This window comes from Pseudoteredinibacter isoporae (assembly GCF_011602085.1).
Taxonomy (GTDB): domain Bacteria; phylum Pseudomonadota; class Gammaproteobacteria; order Pseudomonadales; family Cellvibrionaceae; genus Pseudoteredinibacter; species Pseudoteredinibacter isoporae.
The window spans coordinates 639,856-657,355 of sequence record NZ_JAAONY010000001.1 but is presented as its reverse complement, the minus strand read 5'-3'; the positions used below and the strand labels follow the sequence as shown (position 1 = coordinate 657,355).

Genomic DNA, 17,500 nt, shown 5'->3' with positions numbered 1-17,500 from the left:
CAATACGTCCTTTTATACCGAGAGTGTAAATCGAAAAGCACCCACTTTATTTTATTCTTGTCTATTGAGCTATTGTTGATATAAGCAAAAAAGACTTGGGGTAGAAACGAATAGCCCAGCTCGAAGCTGGGCTATCCTATCGCTGCTTTTCCGAACCGAATTACATGCTCAGGTTCTTCAGGTTTTTAACGTCAGCAGCAACTTGAGAGCGCTTGGAATCACCCAGTGGGATCATACCTTTTTCAGTCAAGTAACCTTCTTCACCGAACGCTTTTTCGCTGGTGAATTCAGCCAGGTACTCTTTGATACCAGGAACAACGCCGATGTGAGCTTTCTTAACGTAGAAGTAAAGCGGACGAGATACCGGGTAAGAACCGTCAGCAATAGATTCGAAAGTCGGCTCTTTACCGTCAACGATAGAACCTTGGATCATGTCAGAGTTCTGATCCAGGAAAGAGAAACCGAAGATGCCCAAAGCGTTTTTGTTGGCATTCAGCTTCTGAACGATCAGGTTATCGTTCTCGCCAGCTTCGATGTAAGGACCGTCTTCACGAACGCTGTGACAGATCGCTTTGTACTTTTTCTTCAGAGTCTTGGCTTTAGCTTTGTCGCCAGCTTTCTTGGCTTTTTTTGACTGCTTCTTGATGTCTTTGATCCAACCAAACTTCTTACAACCACCTTCCATCGCCAGCTCAGCGAAGGCGTCACGAGTACCGGACGTTGGAGGAGGGCCCAGAACTTCAATTTTCTTGGCAGGAAGCGCAGGGTTTACGTCTTTCCAAGTTTTGTACGGGTTGGCAACCAGAGTTTCAGAACCGTCTGGGTTTGGTACTTCTTTAGCCAGGGCCAGGAACAGATCGCGACGAGTCAGCTTCATGGTGTCGGCCGCTTTGGCGTTACCGATAACGATGCCGTCATAACCGATCAGAACTTCAACGATGTCTTTTACGCCGTTAGAAGCACACAGATCAACTTCAGAAGACTTGATGCGACGAGACGCATTAGTCACGTCCGGGTGCTGGGTACCAACGCCCTGACAGAACAACTTCAAACCACCGCCAGAACCGGTAGACTCGATTTTAGGCGTTTTGAACTGGGTAGACTTACCGAAACGCTCAGCAACAACGGTTGCGAACGGGTATACAGTGGAAGAACCTACTACAGTGATGTAATCACGAGCAGCGGAAGCTACTTGGGTACCAGCCAGTGCTGCAGCAGCCAGTGTTGCGGTCATGAGAGTCTTTTTCACGTTATCCTCCTGAGGATCGTGTTTTTCTAGTCGAAAGCGCTGTTTGCTTGTAATCGCGCTATGTTAATGAACTGGCCACTGAGCCGAATGTTCAATCAAGGGCGATACTAGATTTTACGGGTGACAATTCTATGAATGTAATATGACAGAAGTGTTACAGAGCTGGCATCTAAATAGACATATCTACAACTTGTATTATTGCCTTTTATGGAGCCCTATATATAGTTGCTACTTCAGACATCCAGCATGATCTCACCCACAATGCTTCGCACAGGGTGACAGAACATTCGCTAAGGAGAGCCACCTTGCCACCTCTTATGAGATATAGCCAAGCACTGATTTGCTTTTTATTTGCCCAGTTTTCATTGGCCTTGAGCCCTGTACCGCCGGCCGTAGTCGTACAAAAAGACATTGTGTATGGCCAGGGCGACACCCAAAGCGGACCGAAAGATCTGCTACTGGACCTGTACACACCTGGCGTCGATGACCCCAGTGAGCCCATTGCCAAACGGCCGGCGGTTATCCTGATTCACGGCGGCTCCTTTCAAACGGGCAGTAAAGAGAATGCGGCGTTGGTTAATATGGCCAATGATCTGGTGCTGCGGGGCTATGTCGCTGCGGTGATCAATTATCGCCTTCAGGGTGATGAGCCCATTCCTTCGAATCGAGTCTCCCACCTGCCCACCCAAAGCGGAGTCGCAGCCCCACTGGCGCAGCAGATAGCCGCCCAGGCAGCTCTGGACGATGCGATCACGGCCTTTGAATGGCTCATTTCCAGAGAAGATCGCTACCAGATCTCCGACATTGGCCTTATTGGCAGCTCTGCAGGTGCAATTACCGCTATCAATCTTGCCTACATCAGCGACGATTTCAGCATTGATCTGCCAAATCGGGATCGAATCAGCTTTGTTGTGAACTATTGGGGAGGAGCCCTGTTGCCGCTGGATAATCCCAATGAAGCGGTGAAGAGCGTTGACCAGGGCGAGGCCCCGATATTTATTGTGCACGGCAGTAACGACATCATTGTGTCGTTCAATTACTCCGTACTGCTTGATCAGCGAGCTGAAGAAGTGGGCCTGGATTATCAATACCATGTCATCGACGGTGGCGGCCATGGCTTTGCTGCCATCGACCCTTTTAATGTCACAGTGGAAAGCGGCAAAAGCATTGCCAACGCCATGTACGAATGGATCGACAACATCAGCCAACACAGCTTCGGCCAGCAATCGGTTGGCAGCTGGTATGAACCAGCCACCAGTGGGCAGGGTCTGCTACTGGATCTCGACGATCGCAGCAAACAAGTGTTCGGCGCCTGGTTTACCTACAACAATGAGGCTGGCAGCGAAAATGGCCAGATTCCCGGTGCCGAGCAACGCTGGTTTACAGCCCAAGGCAAATATTCCGGTCGCAGAGCGGTGCTGGATCTGTTCCAGTCCCGCAATGGTCGATTTGATGCCAATAACACCGTGGAAACCAGCAAAGTGGGCACGCTGGAGCTTAATCTGGAAAGCTGTAAGAAAGGCACGGCCCGTTACGATATGCCCGCATTGGGGCTCAACGGTGACATCAGTATTGTGCGCCTGATGAGCAACAGTAACTGCCCCTGAACCATTGGCAAAACCCCAGAGCCCGGGCCAGAACCAAAGACGGGAAGAGAAACAAAAAAGGCGAGCCACAAGCTCGCCTTTTCTTTGTCAGCACCACAACGTCACTAACCAATCGGGCGGGTACGCCCTTTATCATCAATGGCCACGTACACAAACTCACCTTCAGTAACCTTGTTGCACTCACCACTTTCCACATCGGTTAACCACACCTCCACCATGGTTCGAATGGAAGAGCGACCCGTCTCCGTCGCTTCGGAATAACAGCTTACGGTGGCACCAACCGGGACGGGACGCAGGAACGCCATGCTGCCTACGGCTACGGTGGTAACACGACCCTTGGCAATTTGCTGGGCCAGAATGGCACCTGCCAAATCCATCTGGGACATCAGCCATCCGGCAAAAACGTCACCATTAGGGTTGGTTGCCGCCGGCATGGTCAGGGTTTGTAGAGTTAATTTGCCCGCCGGGGTGGGCTCTTCATCCAGGGAACTCATCGCTATGTAAAACCTTCAATATCGTTCTTTTAATAGTTTCTATGTAAATGCTTGCTCGCTTCGCAGCCCCTTAACGGTCAGCTTTAATGGCCTCAGGTAGATAGGTTGCCAGCTCCGGCCAGAGGGCCAGGGCGAGCAGCAGCGCCAATTGCAGCACAATAAATGGAATAACGCCACGATAAATTTCACCCGTGCGAACTGACTCCGGCGCCACTCCTCGTAAATAAAACAACGCGAAACCAAATGGCGGGGTCAGGAAGGAGGTTTGCAGGTTAATGGCGATCATCACCCCCAACCAGATTGGGTCAACACCCATGGCGAGCAAGACCGGGCCAATTATGGGTACGACGACAAAGGTGATCTCGATAAAGTCCAGAATGAAACCCAACAGGAAGATCAATACCATCACGATCAGCACTGCAAGCGCGATATTCCCGCCCAGCTCGGAGAACCAGCGTTCAATCAATTCTTCGCCACCAAAACCGCGAAACACCAAAGAGAAGATAGAAGCCCCAATTAGAATGGTGAACACCATTGCAGTGACCAAAGTGGTCGAATGACAGACCTCGGCGAGACGCGTTTTATTCAACTGACCTTTCAAAAATGCCAGCACCGTTGCACCCAATGCCCCGACGGCGGCCGCCTCTGTGGGTGTCGCAATACCGGAAATAATCGAACCCAGCACCAACACAATCAACAACACCGGCGGCGCCAGGCTCAGCAAAACCTTACCGCGATCAATCTCTTCCACTTCTTCATAAGCCGGCGCGACTTCGGGCTTCATTTTGGCCGTAAAGTAAACGTACAACAGATAGAAAATCACCAGGATCAAACCCGGCACCAACGCCCCGACAAACAAATCACCCACAGACACCGGCTTGGGATTAAACACGCCGGCACCTAACTGTGCTTTTTGATAAGCCGTCGATAGGGTATCACCCAACAGCACCAGCGCGATTGAGGGTGGAATAATCTGGCCCAGAGTCCCGGTGGCACAAATGGTCCCGGTGGCGAAGCTTGGACTGTAGCCACGCTTTAACATGGTGGGCAGGCTCATCAAGCCCATGGTCACAACCGTTGCCCCCACAATACCGGTACTGGCGGCCAGCAACATACCCACAATCACCACCGCGATACCCAGGCCACCGGGCAAACTGCCACTGAGCTTGGCCATGTTTTCCAGCAGCTCTTCAGCAAGCCGGGATTTTTCCAGCATCACCCCCATTAACACAAACAGGGGAACGGCAATGAGTGTGATATTGCTCATGGTGCCAAACAAGCGATCCGGCATGGTCAGCAACAAATTGGCATCAAAGTGGCCAAAAACAATTCCGCCGGCTGCAAAGATCAATGCAACACCCGCCAGGGTAAAGGCAACCGGGTAGCCTGCCATTAACGCCAGGCAGACAACCGCGAACATAAACAGTGGAATTAACTCAAGCATGATCCACCTCGCTCTCTTCGCTGGAGTGTGGATTCATCAATGTCGCCAGGGCGTGGCAACATTCCGCAATGGCTTGCAGAGCTAATGTGGCGGCCGCCACCGGCAACAGGGTTTTTAGAAGATACACAAAGGGTAAGCCATTCGGGTCTCGAGACGTTTCTTTCACCGCCCAGGATTGCTCAACATAATCAAGGCTGCTGAAAAAAATCAGGCCACACATCGGTAATAAAAACAGTACGCTGCCAATTGCATCCACCCAGGCTTTCTTGCGGCGATTAAAATTGCGATAAAACACATCCACGCGCACCTGCCCGCCATGATTCAACGCATATGCGGCACCAAGCAGAAACACTGTACTGTGCATATACGTAACGCTGTCTTGTAATGCTGTCGCGCCAATTTCAAACACATAACGCAAAACCACCACCACACAACTGATGATCACCATGATGATGGTCAGCCAGGAAACGCTGCGACCGATAAACTCTGAGACACTATCCAGCAAGTCCGCCAGATAGGCACAAACCCGAATGGCCAGGGGCATAAAGTACCTTCAATATTTTTTATTGCTATTGTCATTTCAAAAGCGGAGCCCGTGCTCCGCTTTTTATTGTTCACTCATTCGCTTCGTAATACGCTTGCTCTGAAATGTCGTGGTACTGAGCAACTTGATCGGCAAAGCTGCGATAGTGCTTGTACACTTTGGCGAAGAAGGGGTCTTTGGCGGCGAATTCGCTGTACATGGCATCGGCGTGCTTGCGCAGTTCCTGCAGAACCTCTTTGGGCAGAGGTCTCAGTTGTACACCGTGCTCGCTAATCAGGGTTTTTAATGCGGCGTTGTTGCGCGCCGTATACTCATCGAGCATATCCTGATTCACAACTCTGGCCGCGGACTCCACAATGGACTGCAAATCTTTTGGCAGGGATTCAAAGGCGTTTTTATTTACCAGCAGTTCGAGGGTTGGACCTGGTTCATGCCAGCCCGGGTAATAATAGTATTTAGCCACTTGATGGAAACCCAGAGCCAGATCATTGTATGGCCCCACCCACTCAGTGGCATCGATCACGCCGGTTTGCAGAGCCGTGTACAACTCGCCACCGGGAATGTTTACAGCAACACCACCGGCACGATTCCAGACTTCGCCGGCCAGTCCCGGGATACGCATTTTGGTACCCTGGATATCGTCGATGGTATTAATTTCCTTGTTAAACCAGCCCGCCATTTGCACACCGGTGTTGCCGGCGGGGAATGGCATTAAGTTGAATGGCGCATACGCTTCGCGATAAAGCTCCAGGCCACCGCCATAAAATAACCAACCGTTCATTTCCTGGGCATTCATGCCAAACGGGACGGAGGTAAAAAACGGTGAGGCGGGAATTTTTCCTTTCCAGTAGTACGCCGCACCATGACCCATTTCCACACTGCCGGATGACACCGCATCAAATACCCCAAGCGCAGGAACCAGATCGCCAGCGCCATACACTTTCACTTTTAAGCGACCGTTGCTCGATTGTTCAACAATGCGGGCAAAGTTTTCAGCGGCCAAACCCAACCCCGGCAAACCTTTTGGCCAGGTGGTGACCATACGCCACTCGTAATGCTTTTGCTGTTTACTGTTTTCGCTGAGTTGGGTGGGTTGTTGATCGGCCTTCTGAATCACAAGTTGGGATACGGTGGCCACCAGTGCCGCCAGTAACAGGATGATGACCAGGGGGGACCAGTTCACACTTTTTGTCATTGTCGTTGCGCTATGTCGTTATCATTTCCGATTAGGGTAATAGATATCGACTGCCAAGGCCATAGAGGGCGGGTGCTCAGGTGGCTTGTCTGTACGTGTTAGCGATTCGTTTTCCGTTAAGGAAGAATCGAATTTGAGAACGAGAACGGGGATGGCCATGCCAGAAGAAAGTATCACTGCCATCAAGCGGTAGTGAAGATCGTGCCCCTATTTTGAAGAACGGAGGTGGATCAACCACCCCCGCTTTCGAGATCAGTAGTGAATGGCGCGAGGCAGTTCTTTCGCCTGAGCAACCCAATCGGCAACTTGGCTGGCAGAAGGCACTTGGCGAACCAGCTTTTTCTCTTCGTTCACTTCAGCCATCTTGGCGGCCAGGTTTTCGGCATTGCGCTGAGCCAGTTCCGGCACGGTATCAACACCCGCAAATTCCAGCAGATCAGCGTACTGGGTGCTTACGCCCTTAACGCGAGCCAGGTCGGCACGGTTGGCCCAATTTAGAATTTGTTTTTCGCTCAGGCCAGAAGCCTCGGCGACATCTTTACGGCCCGTTTTCTGGGCGCACTTTTCCAGGAGATCTTCCAGGGAAGACACGCCAGCCGCTTCGAGTTTGGACGCGTATACTTCACCAATACCTTCAATATCTGACAACTTAGCCATTTCTTACTCCATCAAACTGTTCAAAATATGATCAGGTGTCACCACCCAGGATGAAACGTCCGCTCCAATTCCTAATCGCTTCAGGCCCGCAAACCATTAAGTCATTAGAGACATCTCCCAGTGTACTGCCTGCGCCTGGGGATGGCGAACTCTCTGGGCTCTAGCTTGTTAATTACTATCTGAATTCATGCTGAATTGGGTGAAATTATTTCCTTTGATCCGGCTACCGCTTTGCTTTAACTTAGGGCCTTTCTCACGCGATAAGGAATCGGCTGAAATGAGTGAAGCGAAGGTATTGGTTGGCGGTTGCGACAGCGGCCAAGTCAGTATCGATCCCCGTTATGCCAATCGCCACGGGCTGATTGCCGGTGCGACCGGTAGCGGTAAAACCGTTACCCTTCAGATTCTTGCCGAAGGTTTTAGCAAGCTTGGCGTGCCGGTTTTTATGGCCGATGTGAAAGGCGATCTGGCGGGCTTGGGCCAAGCCGGTAAACCACACCCCAAAATTCAGGAACGCATCGACAGTATCGGCATTGAAGGTTTTGAACACCTGCCGTTCCCGGTGAATCTATGGGATGTCTTTGGCGACCAGGGCACACCCGTGCGCTCGACCATTTCCGAGATGGGCCCCCAGCTGCTGTCCGAGCTGCTGGATTTGAATGAAACCCAGCAGAGTGTGATGACCCTGGCGTTTGAATTTGCCGACGATGAAGGATTGCTGCTGGTTGATTTAAACGACCTGCGCTCGGTTCTTGAGTACCTCGCCGAAAACAACGGCAAGTTGGGCGTGGGCCTGAAAGTTTCCAAGGCTTCTGTAAACGCGATTCTGCGCCGCCTGATTATGATCGAGCGCGAAGGTGGAGATTTGTTTTTTGGCGAACCTGCACTGCAGCTGGAAGATTTTATCAGCCACAGCCGGCGCGGCGAGGGCATTATCAATATTCTGGCGGCCGACAAGCTGATTCAAAGCCCGCGTCTGTACGCAACTTTCCTGCTCTGGTTACTGTCGGAGCTGTTCGAAAGCCTGCCTGAAGTTGGCGACCCTGATAAACCCAAGTTGGTGTTCTTCTTCGATGAAGCTCACCTGCTGTTTAAGAACGCCTCGCGCGCACTGATTGAAAAAATCGAACAGGTGGCGCGCCTAATCCGCTCAAAAGGTGTTGGCATTTACTTTGTCAGCCAGAGCCCTGCAGACATCCCTGAAGATATTCTGGGCCAGTTGGGCAATCGCATCCAGCACACTCTGCGTGCCTACACCCCGAAAGATCAAAAGGCCGTGCGCGCTGCAGCCCAATCCTTCCGAGCCAACCCCAACTTTGATACTGCTGAGGTCATTACCGAGCTGGGTATTGGTGAGGCGATTGTTTCGGTTCTTCAAGAAGGCGGTGTGCCCAGCCAGGTTGAACGCGTTTTGGTACGCCCGCCGGAGTCACGCATGGGGCCGGTTACAGATCAGGAGCGACAGCAATTGATCAATGGCAACCCCTTCCACCGCAAGTACGAGAACGCCGTCGACCCGGACTCTGCTCGCGAAATGCTGCAACGCCGCGCCGAACAAACCGCCCGTGCCGAAGAGGAAGCGGAAGGAACACAGAAAAGCAGCCGTCAGCCCAAGCGTCGCAGCAGCAATCGCCAGAGCGTTGGCGAAGCCTTTATGAAGAGTATTGCACGCAGCATCGGCTCCAGCATTGGGCGGAAACTGATCAGAGGCGTGCTTGGCTCGCTTCTCAAGTAAGCGGGCCGACACGGAATACATTTAACATTTGCGTCGCTATTGAGCAGTAAGCAGGCGCGTGTTTTAGGGGAAGACCCCATCCATCACAACAAAGGTAAAGAGAAATGGGATTATTTGATTTTGCCAGCGATCTGGGTAAGAAACTGTTCGGCAGTGAGGACGAAGCCGGTGATAAGCTCAAGGAGCACGTCGAAAGTGACAACCCCGGTGTAAAAGACCTGAAGGTCGAAGTACAGGACGGTGTCGCCAAGGTGAGCGGCGAAGCCGAATCGCCGAGCGCATTTGAAAAAGCCATTCTGATGGTCGGCAATGCACTGGGCATCAGCTCAGTGAAAGCCGAAGAAATGACCGTTCAGGGTGAACCTGCCGTAGAACCCGCGGTTGAAGAAGTTCAGTATTATGTGATCCAGTCGGGTGACTCACTGTGGAAAATTGCCTCGGAATTTTACGGTAATGGTGCAAAATACCAGGCCATCTTTGAAGCAAACCGCGAAGTGATCAAAGACCCTGATTTGATTTACCCAGGCCAGAAGATCCGTATTCCCAAGCAAGACTAAGCTCTGGGCTCGTTAATTAAAGCTTCATAAAAGGTGTTTAACATGGACATCAACAGTATTTTACAAATCGGCGCTCAGCTGTTTCAGAGCAAATTGTCCCAACAGGGCCAGCAACTCGACCTCGGCGCTATTTTGCCAGCACTCACAGGTCTCCTGTCCGACAGCAAAGGCAATGTGGATATTGGCTCTCTGGTCTCCAATATGGATGCCGGTGATCTGGTGAATATCGCTCAGTCCTGGCTCGGTAACGGTTCAAATGAAGGAATTTCAGCAAACCAGTTGACCCAGATTTTAGGACAAAATAAAATCAGCGACTTCGCATCCCAGCTATCGCTTAATGAAGATCAGGCGATATCCGGTTTGCAGGAGGCCATACCAAATATTGTGGATAAATCTTCCAATGATGGTAGCCTATTGGACATGGTTGGGGGCGTTTCTGGCGCACTCAATTTGGCAGGTAAGTTATTCGGCCGCTGAGGCGCATACCTGCAACCTGTAAAGAACACAACTGCTTAAGCACGGGCCTCTGGCCCGTTTTTTTTGCCGGCTGTTTTTGTACACTTTTTATTCTTTCCATATTCCCCTACCCAGTTCTAGTTAGGGAACTCCCCCTGTATTGCAACAACGTGTCCCAGACTATGGGCGGCGAAAGGTCAGAACGGAAAAAAGAATGTGCTGGTGAAGGTTAGAAAGAAACAGGGATAAAGCCGGCAGCGACCTCTAATTCAGGCCCTGCCGCAAAAAGACGCGATAAACTGCCTCGGAAAAACCGCAGCTTTTACAGAGGGTCGAGCTTGGCACCGGCAATCAGCCACTTGCTACCTACATCATCGAAATTGATTTGAATCTTGTTGCCTTCGAAATGCAGGATCGTGCCTTCACCAAAACTCGGGTGCAATACCCGCTGGCCCAAACTCAAACCCGTGTCACCGCCGTCATCGGACAGTCGTCCAGCAAGTTTTCGCTGACCCAGGCGCGGACGACTTTGCGCACTGTCTCCGTAAGAACTGCCAAAGCTGACGGGACGAGTAATCGCGGTTTTCAAACGCACTTCTTCGATCAGCGCATCGGGAATTTCTTTTACAAAACGGGAAACATTATTAAAAGTTTCCGAACCGTACATGCGACGGCTTTCCGCATAGCTGATATACAGCTTTTCCATTGCGCGGGTAATACCCACATAGCAAAGGCGACGCTCTTCTTCCAAACGCCCGGGCTCTTCAGCCGACATTCTGTGAGGAAACAAACCTTCCTCTACACCGGCCATAAACACCAATGGAAACTCCAAACCCTTCGCGGTGTGCAAAGTCATCAGCTGCACCGCATCCTCAAATTCATCGGCCTGGGCTTCACCGGCATCCAGAGCGGCACCGTCAAGAAACTCTTCCATGGGGCTCAGATCATCGTTTTCCGGGTTGAAGGCGCGGCAGGCATTGATCAATTCCTGCAAGTTTTCTACCCGGGCCTGACCTTTCTCGCCTTTTTCTTTTTCATGGAATTCAATCAAACCCGAACTGTTAATCACAGCAGAGGCAATTTTTTCCAGGCTTAATTCCTGGGTTTGATTGTCCAGTTCGTTTAACAGAGCACAAAACGCCGCAACGGAATTGGCCGCGCGTGCGCTCAGGCCTTTATTGCTGACCATTTGTTCGGAGGCATCCCACATGGAACAACCTTGCTCGCGGGCAAATAAACGAATGCCGTCAACCGTCTTGCTACCGATACCACGGGTGGGGGTGTTGATCACACGCTCAAAGGCCGCATCATCATTACGATTGATGATCAGGCGCATATACGCCAGGGCATTTTTGATTTCCAAACGCTCATAGAATCGCTGACCACCGTAAATGCGGTAAGGCACCGACTCGCGCAATAAAGCTTCTTCCAGAATTCGGGACTGGGCATTGGAACGATATAAAATCGCGCAGCTTTCCAAAGACTTACCTTTGCGCTGCCATTCCTCAATACGTTCAACGATAAAGCGGGCTTCATCCTGTTCATTGAAGCCGGCGTATAGGGAAATCTTTTCGCCATCGTCGCCATCAGTACGCAGGGTTTTACCCAGGCGACCAAAATTATTTTCAATCACCGCATTCGCCGCATCCAGAATGGTGCGGGTAGAACGGTAATTCTGTTCCAGGCGAACCGTTTCCACGCCTTGGAAATCCTGACTGTAACGCTGGATGTTTTCAATCTTGGCACCACGCCAGCCATAAATAGACTGATCGTCATCGCCTACCGCCGTAACCGCACAGCGATCACCGGCCAGCACACGCAACCAGGCGTATTGAATCGTATTGGTGTCCTGAAACTCGTCGACCAGCACAAAGGGGAAACGATCCTGATAATGTTGAAGTAATCGTGGATTGTTTAACCAGAGTTCATGGGCACGCAGTAACAATTCACCGAAATCCACCATGCCACCACGCTGGCACGCTTCTTCATAAGCGCGATAAATTCGGACCAAGGTTTCCTGATGAGGATCGCCGTGGGTTTGAATATAATCCGGACGCAGACCTTCATCTTTATTATGATTGATAAACCACTGGGTCTGTTTAGCGGGCCAGCGCTCTTCATCAAGTTGCAGGCCCTGACTCACACGCTTGATCAAACGCAGTTGATCATCACTGTCCAGAATCTGAAAATTCTGGGGCAATTTGGCCTCTTGCCAATGCGCTTTTAGCAAACGATGCGCGATGCCGTGAAAAGTGCCCACCCACATGCCACGTGGATTTAAGCCCAGCAACTCTTCAATGCGCCCACGCATCTCCCTGGCCGCCTTATTGGTAAAGGTCACCGCCATAATGGAGAACGGGGAAATGCGCTCGACCTGAATCAGCCAGGCGATGCGGTGCACCAGCACTCGGGTTTTACCCGAGCCGGCGCCGGCAAGAATAAGTTGATTACCCGCCGGCGCAGAAACCGCCTGGCGCTGGGCATCGTTCAATTGATCTAAAATAGGGGATACGTCCATGGTGCTAGTTTATCAGACTCCCAGCCCGGATTGCAGAATACCTCGCACACACCCGCCGCAGGAAATTCAGCGCCATTAATGATTACCGCATAATGTTTATTGTCCACCCCCGAGTAACGCGTCTTGTTTCGCGACCTGTTGATAGACTGATTAGAAATCCATCAATAGGCACCAACTTTGGTGCGAATAGATAAAAATATGATGAGGGGAACCCAGGCGATGCGTATTAACCGTCTTTTACTCGCAGCTCTGCCGTTGGCCATCAGCAGCCAATCGCAAGCCCAACAGACTTTGGAAGAGGTCGTAGTCACAGCGCAGAAGCGCGCACAATCTGTACAGGACATTGGTGTCACGGTCAGTGCCTTTAACGGCGAGCAAGTGAAAGACATGAACTTGAGTTCGCCAAAAGATCTGGCCACTTTCACACCGGGCCTGAGCACCGCCAACGCCACATCGGGTGGCACGCCGATTTTTGCGATTCGCGGTATTGGCCTCGACGACTTTAATATCAACAATAACAGCGGCGTAGGCGTTTATACCGATGAAGTCTTCGCCAGCTCTCCGGCGCTGCTGAGCGGACAGCTTTTTGATATCGAACGCGTGGAAGTCTTGAAGGGTCCGCAGGGTACCCTTTACGGTAAAAACACAACCGGCGGTGCGATTAATTTTATCTCCAACAAACCCACTGACGAATTCGAAGCCGGTATTACATTGGGCTACGGCAACTGGCGAACCTCCAGCGCAAACGGTTTTGTCAGTGGCGCGCTGAGTGAGGATGTACGCGGCCGCTTCGCCTTTGACTATGAAAAGTCGGATCAGGGTTGGCAGCAGGATATCGACACCGGTCGTGAGTTTGGCCTTGTGGATCGCTTCGCGGCTCGGGGCTTATTGGCCTTCGATATCAATGAACGTTTGTCCGGTCTGTTAAATATCCATCTGTCAAAAGATGACTCTACGCCGGAATCCCCACAAAGCACAGGCGGCCCTTTTGCACCCGCCGGTTTTGATATCGCCACCGGTACCGAAGCCCCGGATAAAGTCCGCGTTGGTGATTTAAATGTGATGCGCGACGAGCAGGGCGTGGGCAGCTCCCTGAATCTGCAATATGAATTCGACAGCTTTACCCTGACCTCCATCACCGCCTGGGATGACTACGAGCGTAAAGTAGTCGACAACCTCGACGGCGACCCTTTCCCGACCTTTGATTTCTTCCAGGACAGTCAAGTCACTCAATACTCCCAGGAATTTCGTGTGAATTCCGATGCTACGGATAATTTCAGCTGGGTGGCCGGGATCAGTTTTTCCAATGACGAAATCACCGTCCGGGACATCAGCGATTCTGCGGTGCCTTTTGGCGTGTTCCCGAACCGCTCCCGTGCTGCAGCAGACTATGTGCAGGAAACCGATTCCTTCGGTGCTTTTATTCACACAGAAACCGATCTGAGTGATGAGCTGCATCTATCCGTAGGCCTGCGCTATTCACGCGATGAACGCAGCTTTAACGGCAACACCATCGATGTGGATGGTAACGTTATTTTCACCACCCCAGGTGCCGAAGTGGCTCGTTTAAATGACAGTCGCACGGAATCGGATTTCTCTTATCGAGTTGGCCTGGATTACGATTTCAATGACAACACTCTGTTGTATGCCAATGTAGCCACCGGCTATAAAACCGGTGTGTTCTACGGCAGCCCGGCACTGGCCCAGGAAGTCTGGGGTTATACCAACCCCGAAGAAGTGTTCTCTTACGAAATCGGCTTTAAAAGTGATCTGCTGGATCAGACCCTGCGTTTGAACGCGGCGTATTTCCACTACGATTACGACAACCGCCAATCCCTGTTGTTGGGTGCGACCCCAGACAATATCTTTATCGTGACTCTGGACAATATTCCGGAATCTGAAATCGACGGTGCGGAAGTTGAGCTGGAGTGGCTGCCACTTGAAGGCTTGGATATTCGAGCCGGCATTTCCTATCTGGATGCCGAAGTAACCGTACCACCAAGCAGCTTGCGGGGTTTGACCCTGTTCACGCCCGTAACGCCGGGCACCACTTTGGCCCAGGCGCCCGAGTGGAGTTACAACCTGGCTATGGCTTATCGTTGGAACCTGAGTGATGAGCTTTACGCACGTGCCTTCGCCAGCTTTAGCCGCGTTGAAGAACAGGCCGCCGCACTGGCCGATCCCAATGGTATTTACGGCCCCATTAATAACAGTTCTGCGCGTTTGAGCATCGGCAGTGAGAGCGATAATTGGGAAGTCTCTCTCTGGGGTAAAAACCTGGCGGATAGCCGAGATGTGACCTATTCCGCCGCTAACTTTTACGCCGGCGCGCAATATTACCGCCAACAGCCTCGCAGTTATGGCGTCGAGCTGAGCTTTAACTTTTACTAAGCGGCTTTTCCCGGATGCCTTTCAATCATTAAAGGCGAAACCGATAATTCAGCAAACCCTCTTGAAGCCGCAAACCCTGCGGCTTTTTTTGTTCTGGAGAGCACGAATATGGCAAACATAAAACTCTGCTACATCGACCCGGTCAGCAGTCCGGATTTTCTACCGGAATTGGTCCAGCATTTCCAATGCTTGAAAGAGACGCAGTGCCAGATCGATGTCGTTTCCCTCCGGGCGGGTTTGCCCTGGGATAATCTGGAGTATCACAGCTATGAGGCTCTGGTCAGTGCGGACCTCGTGAAAGCTATTCACTGGGCAGAGAAGGCGGGATACGATGCAGCCGTTATCGGCTGCTTTTACGATTTGTGTTTGCACGAAGCACGCGAGATATGCGAACAGATGATTGTAACCGCGCCCTGCCAAAGTGCCTTGCAAACCGCCAGCCTGCTCGCCAATCGTGCATCGATTATTATTGGCCGCAGTAAATGGCGTCAGCGCATTTCTGAAAACCTGCATCGTTACGGCTATCAAAACTTTATTGCGTCACTGCCCGACAGCCAATGCCGGGTCAGTGACTATCTGAATCATCAGCACGACGACATTGAATCCTTTGAGGCTCTTGCTCATGAAGCCATTCAACAGGACGGCGCTGAAGCGATTATTCTGGGTTGTTCAGCAAACCTTGGCGTTTATAAACGTTTGCAGGACCGTATATCCGTTCCGGTCATCGACCCGGCTTTAGCTGCATTGGCACAAGCTAAACTGGCGGCACAGAACAAACAACAGTTCGGTTGGCATAGCAGCAGTGCAGGGAGTCTGGAGGCACCCTGGAGCGACCCACGGGCTGGAGAATATTTTATGGATGCTGAAAAATCGATTGGAAAAGTGCTTCGAGTCTAAGGAGCGTGGAGCACACTGACTTGTTCAATCGCGATGGGGGTTGTCAGATATTCATCTCGTTCAGCACGGGCGTACAAAGCATCCAACACCGGATAACCGTCGACAAGCTGGCCGAATACAGCAAAGCCCTGTCCATCAGGCTGGCGGGCGCCCGCAAAATCCAGGGCGGGCTCATCGCGAAAGCAGATAAAGAAACTGCCGTTGGCGCTGCCCACTTGATAACGCGCCATGGACAAACTGCCACGTCGATGGTGCAAGCCTGTCTCTGTGGTGGGCTCGTGCCCAATGCTCTCCAATAAATTCGGATGATCAATATTCAGCCCACCTTGAATGGTTTCTATTTTGACCGGGTCTTCAGTTTGAGGGTGGGCTTCGGTGACAATTCTGAAAAAGTCGCTGCCATTAAACCGTTTTGATTCCACATAGCGTAGAAAGTTAGCGACCGTTTTAGGGGCTTTATTCGGATAAAGCTCAAAAATCAGTTCCCCCAATCCCGTTTGCATGGAAACCTGCTTTACAAGAGAGCGACCAAGATTCACTGAGCGTTCTCCACATCTCGGGAATAAGCAAGGGAATTCACTAATGGATAGATACAGACAACGGAAAAGATCAATGCCAATGCCGCGAGATAAATGATCACCTGATTTCCATGATCAAGAATCCACTGGGAAGCCAGCAGTGGGCCCAATGCGAAACCAATATTAATCAGGGGTTGGCAGGCGGTGATAAAACGGCCGCTGCCATCGCCTTCAGCAACATCGGCGTAAAGCTTGGAGGCAATAACGCTCCAGACCACACTGTAGGCCATCAAGGCACTCAGGTACTGCCATTGCGTAAAACCGCCAAGAAGCAGCCACAAGCTGACCACCATAACGATCGCCGATATTAAATAAATCCAATAGTTTTTCGCTGCTGACCCTAAAAATACCAATAATACAGCTCCGGCAAAGCCACCAATCATTGATAAGCTCAACGCTTCTGATACCCATTCAAAACTGAAACCTTCCGCTGTCCCTAATGTTGCGGCATAGGTCCAGAAGGTGCCAATGCTGATATAAAAACCGAGAACAGCGAACAGCGCAACGTAGAGTGATGTTTTTGAAACAGCCCGTGAAGTGTCCGCAGGGGATTCCGGATTGTTTGTACCGTTTTGATCGCTCAATGGCATTAAAAAGCGTCGGCAAAACAGCGGGCCAATCAGTAGCATTAAAAAGCAGAAAATCACTCCATCAAAACCCCACTGGGCGATAATTTTAGGAAGCGCGAATAATCCCGCTGCCTGCAACAACACCGCAGCGGCGGTATAAATTGCAAACCAGCGATTGGTATCCCGGGTTTGAGCCAGGGTCGACATACCCACAACCACCAGCAAACCTTCCCCCAGGCCTGCTAAAAATCGAGCGCCCAGCAAATGGCTTAAGTCAGCCGAAAACAAACTGTACAGATTGCCCAAAATCGCAATCAGCACACCCGACCATAAAAGCCGGGCCAATGTAAAACGCTGCAGGTAAATGGCCATCACCGTTGTCGATAACGCGAGACCCGCCGTGTCGGCGGCGCCCAACCAACCCAATTGTTGATCATTCAGGCCGTAATGTTGTGCCGCGGCTTCAACAAAGGAAGGCAGCAGAAAAATCACCGAATACCCAACAAGTGCACAGAGCGTCCCGGCAATTCCCAAAGCGTAAGATTCTCGGCTGACAACTGTTGGGCTCATGATATTCTTCTTGTCCTTATCGACCTTGTTTTTAATGCG

The 17,500-nt window shown here is 51.3% G+C and carries 15 protein-coding genes; 6 read left to right on the top strand and 9 right to left on the bottom strand.

The window, feature by feature from the left end; translation table 11 throughout:
* Positions 1-160: 160 nt before the first annotated feature.
* Positions 161-1,234: a PstS family phosphate ABC transporter substrate-binding protein gene (locus G8768_RS02810; protein ID WP_166853438.1), complete on the bottom strand. Its 1,074-nt coding sequence runs from the start codon at positions 1,232-1,234 to the stop codon at positions 161-163.
* A 332-nt stretch (positions 1,235-1,566) separates the two neighbouring features.
* Here G8768_RS02810 and G8768_RS02805 point away from each other — a divergent pair, with 332 nt between their 5' ends.
* A complete protein-coding gene (locus tag G8768_RS02805; protein ID WP_166851702.1) occupies positions 1,567-2,856 on the top strand; it encodes an alpha/beta hydrolase in 1,290 nt (429 codons plus the stop codon).
* Between the two features lie 104 nt (positions 2,857-2,960).
* Here G8768_RS02805 and G8768_RS02800 read toward each other — a convergent pair whose 3' ends face one another.
* The 5 genes from G8768_RS02800 to G8768_RS02780 form a co-directional block, all read right to left on the bottom strand.
* Complete coding sequence (locus G8768_RS02800; RefSeq protein WP_166851704.1) at positions 2,961-3,350, bottom strand: acyl-CoA thioesterase; 390 nt, start codon at positions 3,348-3,350, stop codon at positions 2,961-2,963.
* 70 nt (positions 3,351-3,420) lie between these two features.
* On the bottom strand, positions 3,421-4,794 hold the full coding sequence (locus G8768_RS02795) for a TRAP transporter large permease (protein ID WP_166851707.1): 1,374 nt from the start codon (positions 4,792-4,794) through the stop codon (positions 3,421-3,423).
* Positions 4,787-5,338 (bottom strand): TRAP transporter small permease subunit, encoded by a 552-nt coding sequence (locus tag G8768_RS02790; RefSeq protein WP_166851710.1) that lies wholly within the window; start codon positions 5,336-5,338, stop codon positions 4,787-4,789. Before G8768_RS02790 ends, G8768_RS02795 begins: the two co-directional genes overlap by 8 nt.
* Positions 5,339-5,408: 70 nt before the next feature.
* Positions 5,409-6,533 carry a TRAP transporter substrate-binding protein gene (locus G8768_RS02785; protein ID WP_166851714.1) on the bottom strand — a complete coding sequence of 375 codons (1,125 nt, stop codon included), beginning with the start codon at positions 6,531-6,533 and terminating at the stop codon, positions 5,409-5,411.
* A gap of 252 nt (positions 6,534-6,785) precedes the next feature.
* Positions 6,786-7,190, bottom strand: a complete 405-nt coding sequence (locus tag G8768_RS02780) for a DUF4332 domain-containing protein (RefSeq protein WP_166851718.1) — start codon at positions 7,188-7,190, stop codon at positions 6,786-6,788.
* A gap of 277 nt (positions 7,191-7,467) precedes the next feature.
* On the opposite strand from G8768_RS02780, the gene G8768_RS02775 reads away from it, so the two are divergent.
* The 3 genes from G8768_RS02775 (at position 7,468) to G8768_RS02765 (ending at position 9,959) form a co-directional block, all read left to right on the top strand.
* Complete coding sequence (locus G8768_RS02775) at positions 7,468-8,925, top strand: helicase HerA-like domain-containing protein (RefSeq protein WP_166851721.1); 1,458 nt, start codon at positions 7,468-7,470, stop codon at positions 8,923-8,925.
* A 104-nt stretch (positions 8,926-9,029) separates the two neighbouring features.
* The gene (gene lysM, locus G8768_RS02770; RefSeq protein ID WP_166851723.1) at positions 9,030-9,482 is read left to right on the top strand and encodes a peptidoglycan-binding protein LysM; all 453 of its coding nucleotides are present in this window, start codon (positions 9,030-9,032) and stop codon (positions 9,480-9,482) included.
* 42 nt (positions 9,483-9,524) lie between these two features.
* Positions 9,525-9,959 carry a YidB family protein gene (locus G8768_RS02765; RefSeq protein ID WP_166851726.1) on the top strand — a complete coding sequence of 145 codons (435 nt, stop codon included), beginning with the start codon at positions 9,525-9,527 and terminating at the stop codon, positions 9,957-9,959.
* A gap of 301 nt (positions 9,960-10,260) precedes the next feature.
* Here G8768_RS02765 and uvrD read toward each other — a convergent pair whose 3' ends face one another.
* Positions 10,261-12,456, bottom strand: coding sequence for a DNA helicase II (gene uvrD / locus G8768_RS02760; RefSeq protein WP_166851729.1), 2,196 nt, complete (start codon positions 12,454-12,456; stop codon positions 10,261-10,263).
* 198 nt (positions 12,457-12,654) lie between these two features.
* Between uvrD and G8768_RS02755 the strand changes: the two genes are divergently transcribed.
* Both G8768_RS02755 and G8768_RS02750 read left to right on the top strand, forming a co-directional pair.
* Entirely contained in the window at positions 12,655-14,847 is a 2,193-nt protein-coding gene (locus G8768_RS02755) for a TonB-dependent receptor (protein ID WP_166851731.1), read from the top strand.
* A 108-nt stretch (positions 14,848-14,955) separates the two neighbouring features.
* A complete protein-coding gene (locus tag G8768_RS02750; RefSeq protein WP_166851733.1) occupies positions 14,956-15,744 on the top strand; it encodes an aspartate/glutamate racemase family protein in 789 nt (262 codons plus the stop codon).
* Here G8768_RS02750 and G8768_RS02745 read toward each other — a convergent pair.
* Together G8768_RS02745 and G8768_RS02740 are read right to left on the bottom strand one after the other, a co-directional pair.
* The gene (locus G8768_RS02745; RefSeq protein ID WP_341800963.1) at positions 15,741-16,283 is read right to left on the bottom strand and encodes a peptidylprolyl isomerase; all 543 of its coding nucleotides are present in this window, start codon (positions 16,281-16,283) and stop codon (positions 15,741-15,743) included. The two genes, G8768_RS02750 and G8768_RS02745, sit on opposite strands and share 4 nt — an antisense overlap.
* Entirely contained in the window at positions 16,280-17,461 is a 1,182-nt protein-coding gene (locus G8768_RS02740) for an MFS transporter (protein ID WP_166851735.1), read from the bottom strand. Before G8768_RS02740 ends, G8768_RS02745 begins: the two co-directional genes overlap by 4 nt.
* Between the last annotated feature and the right edge of the window lie 39 nt (positions 17,462-17,500).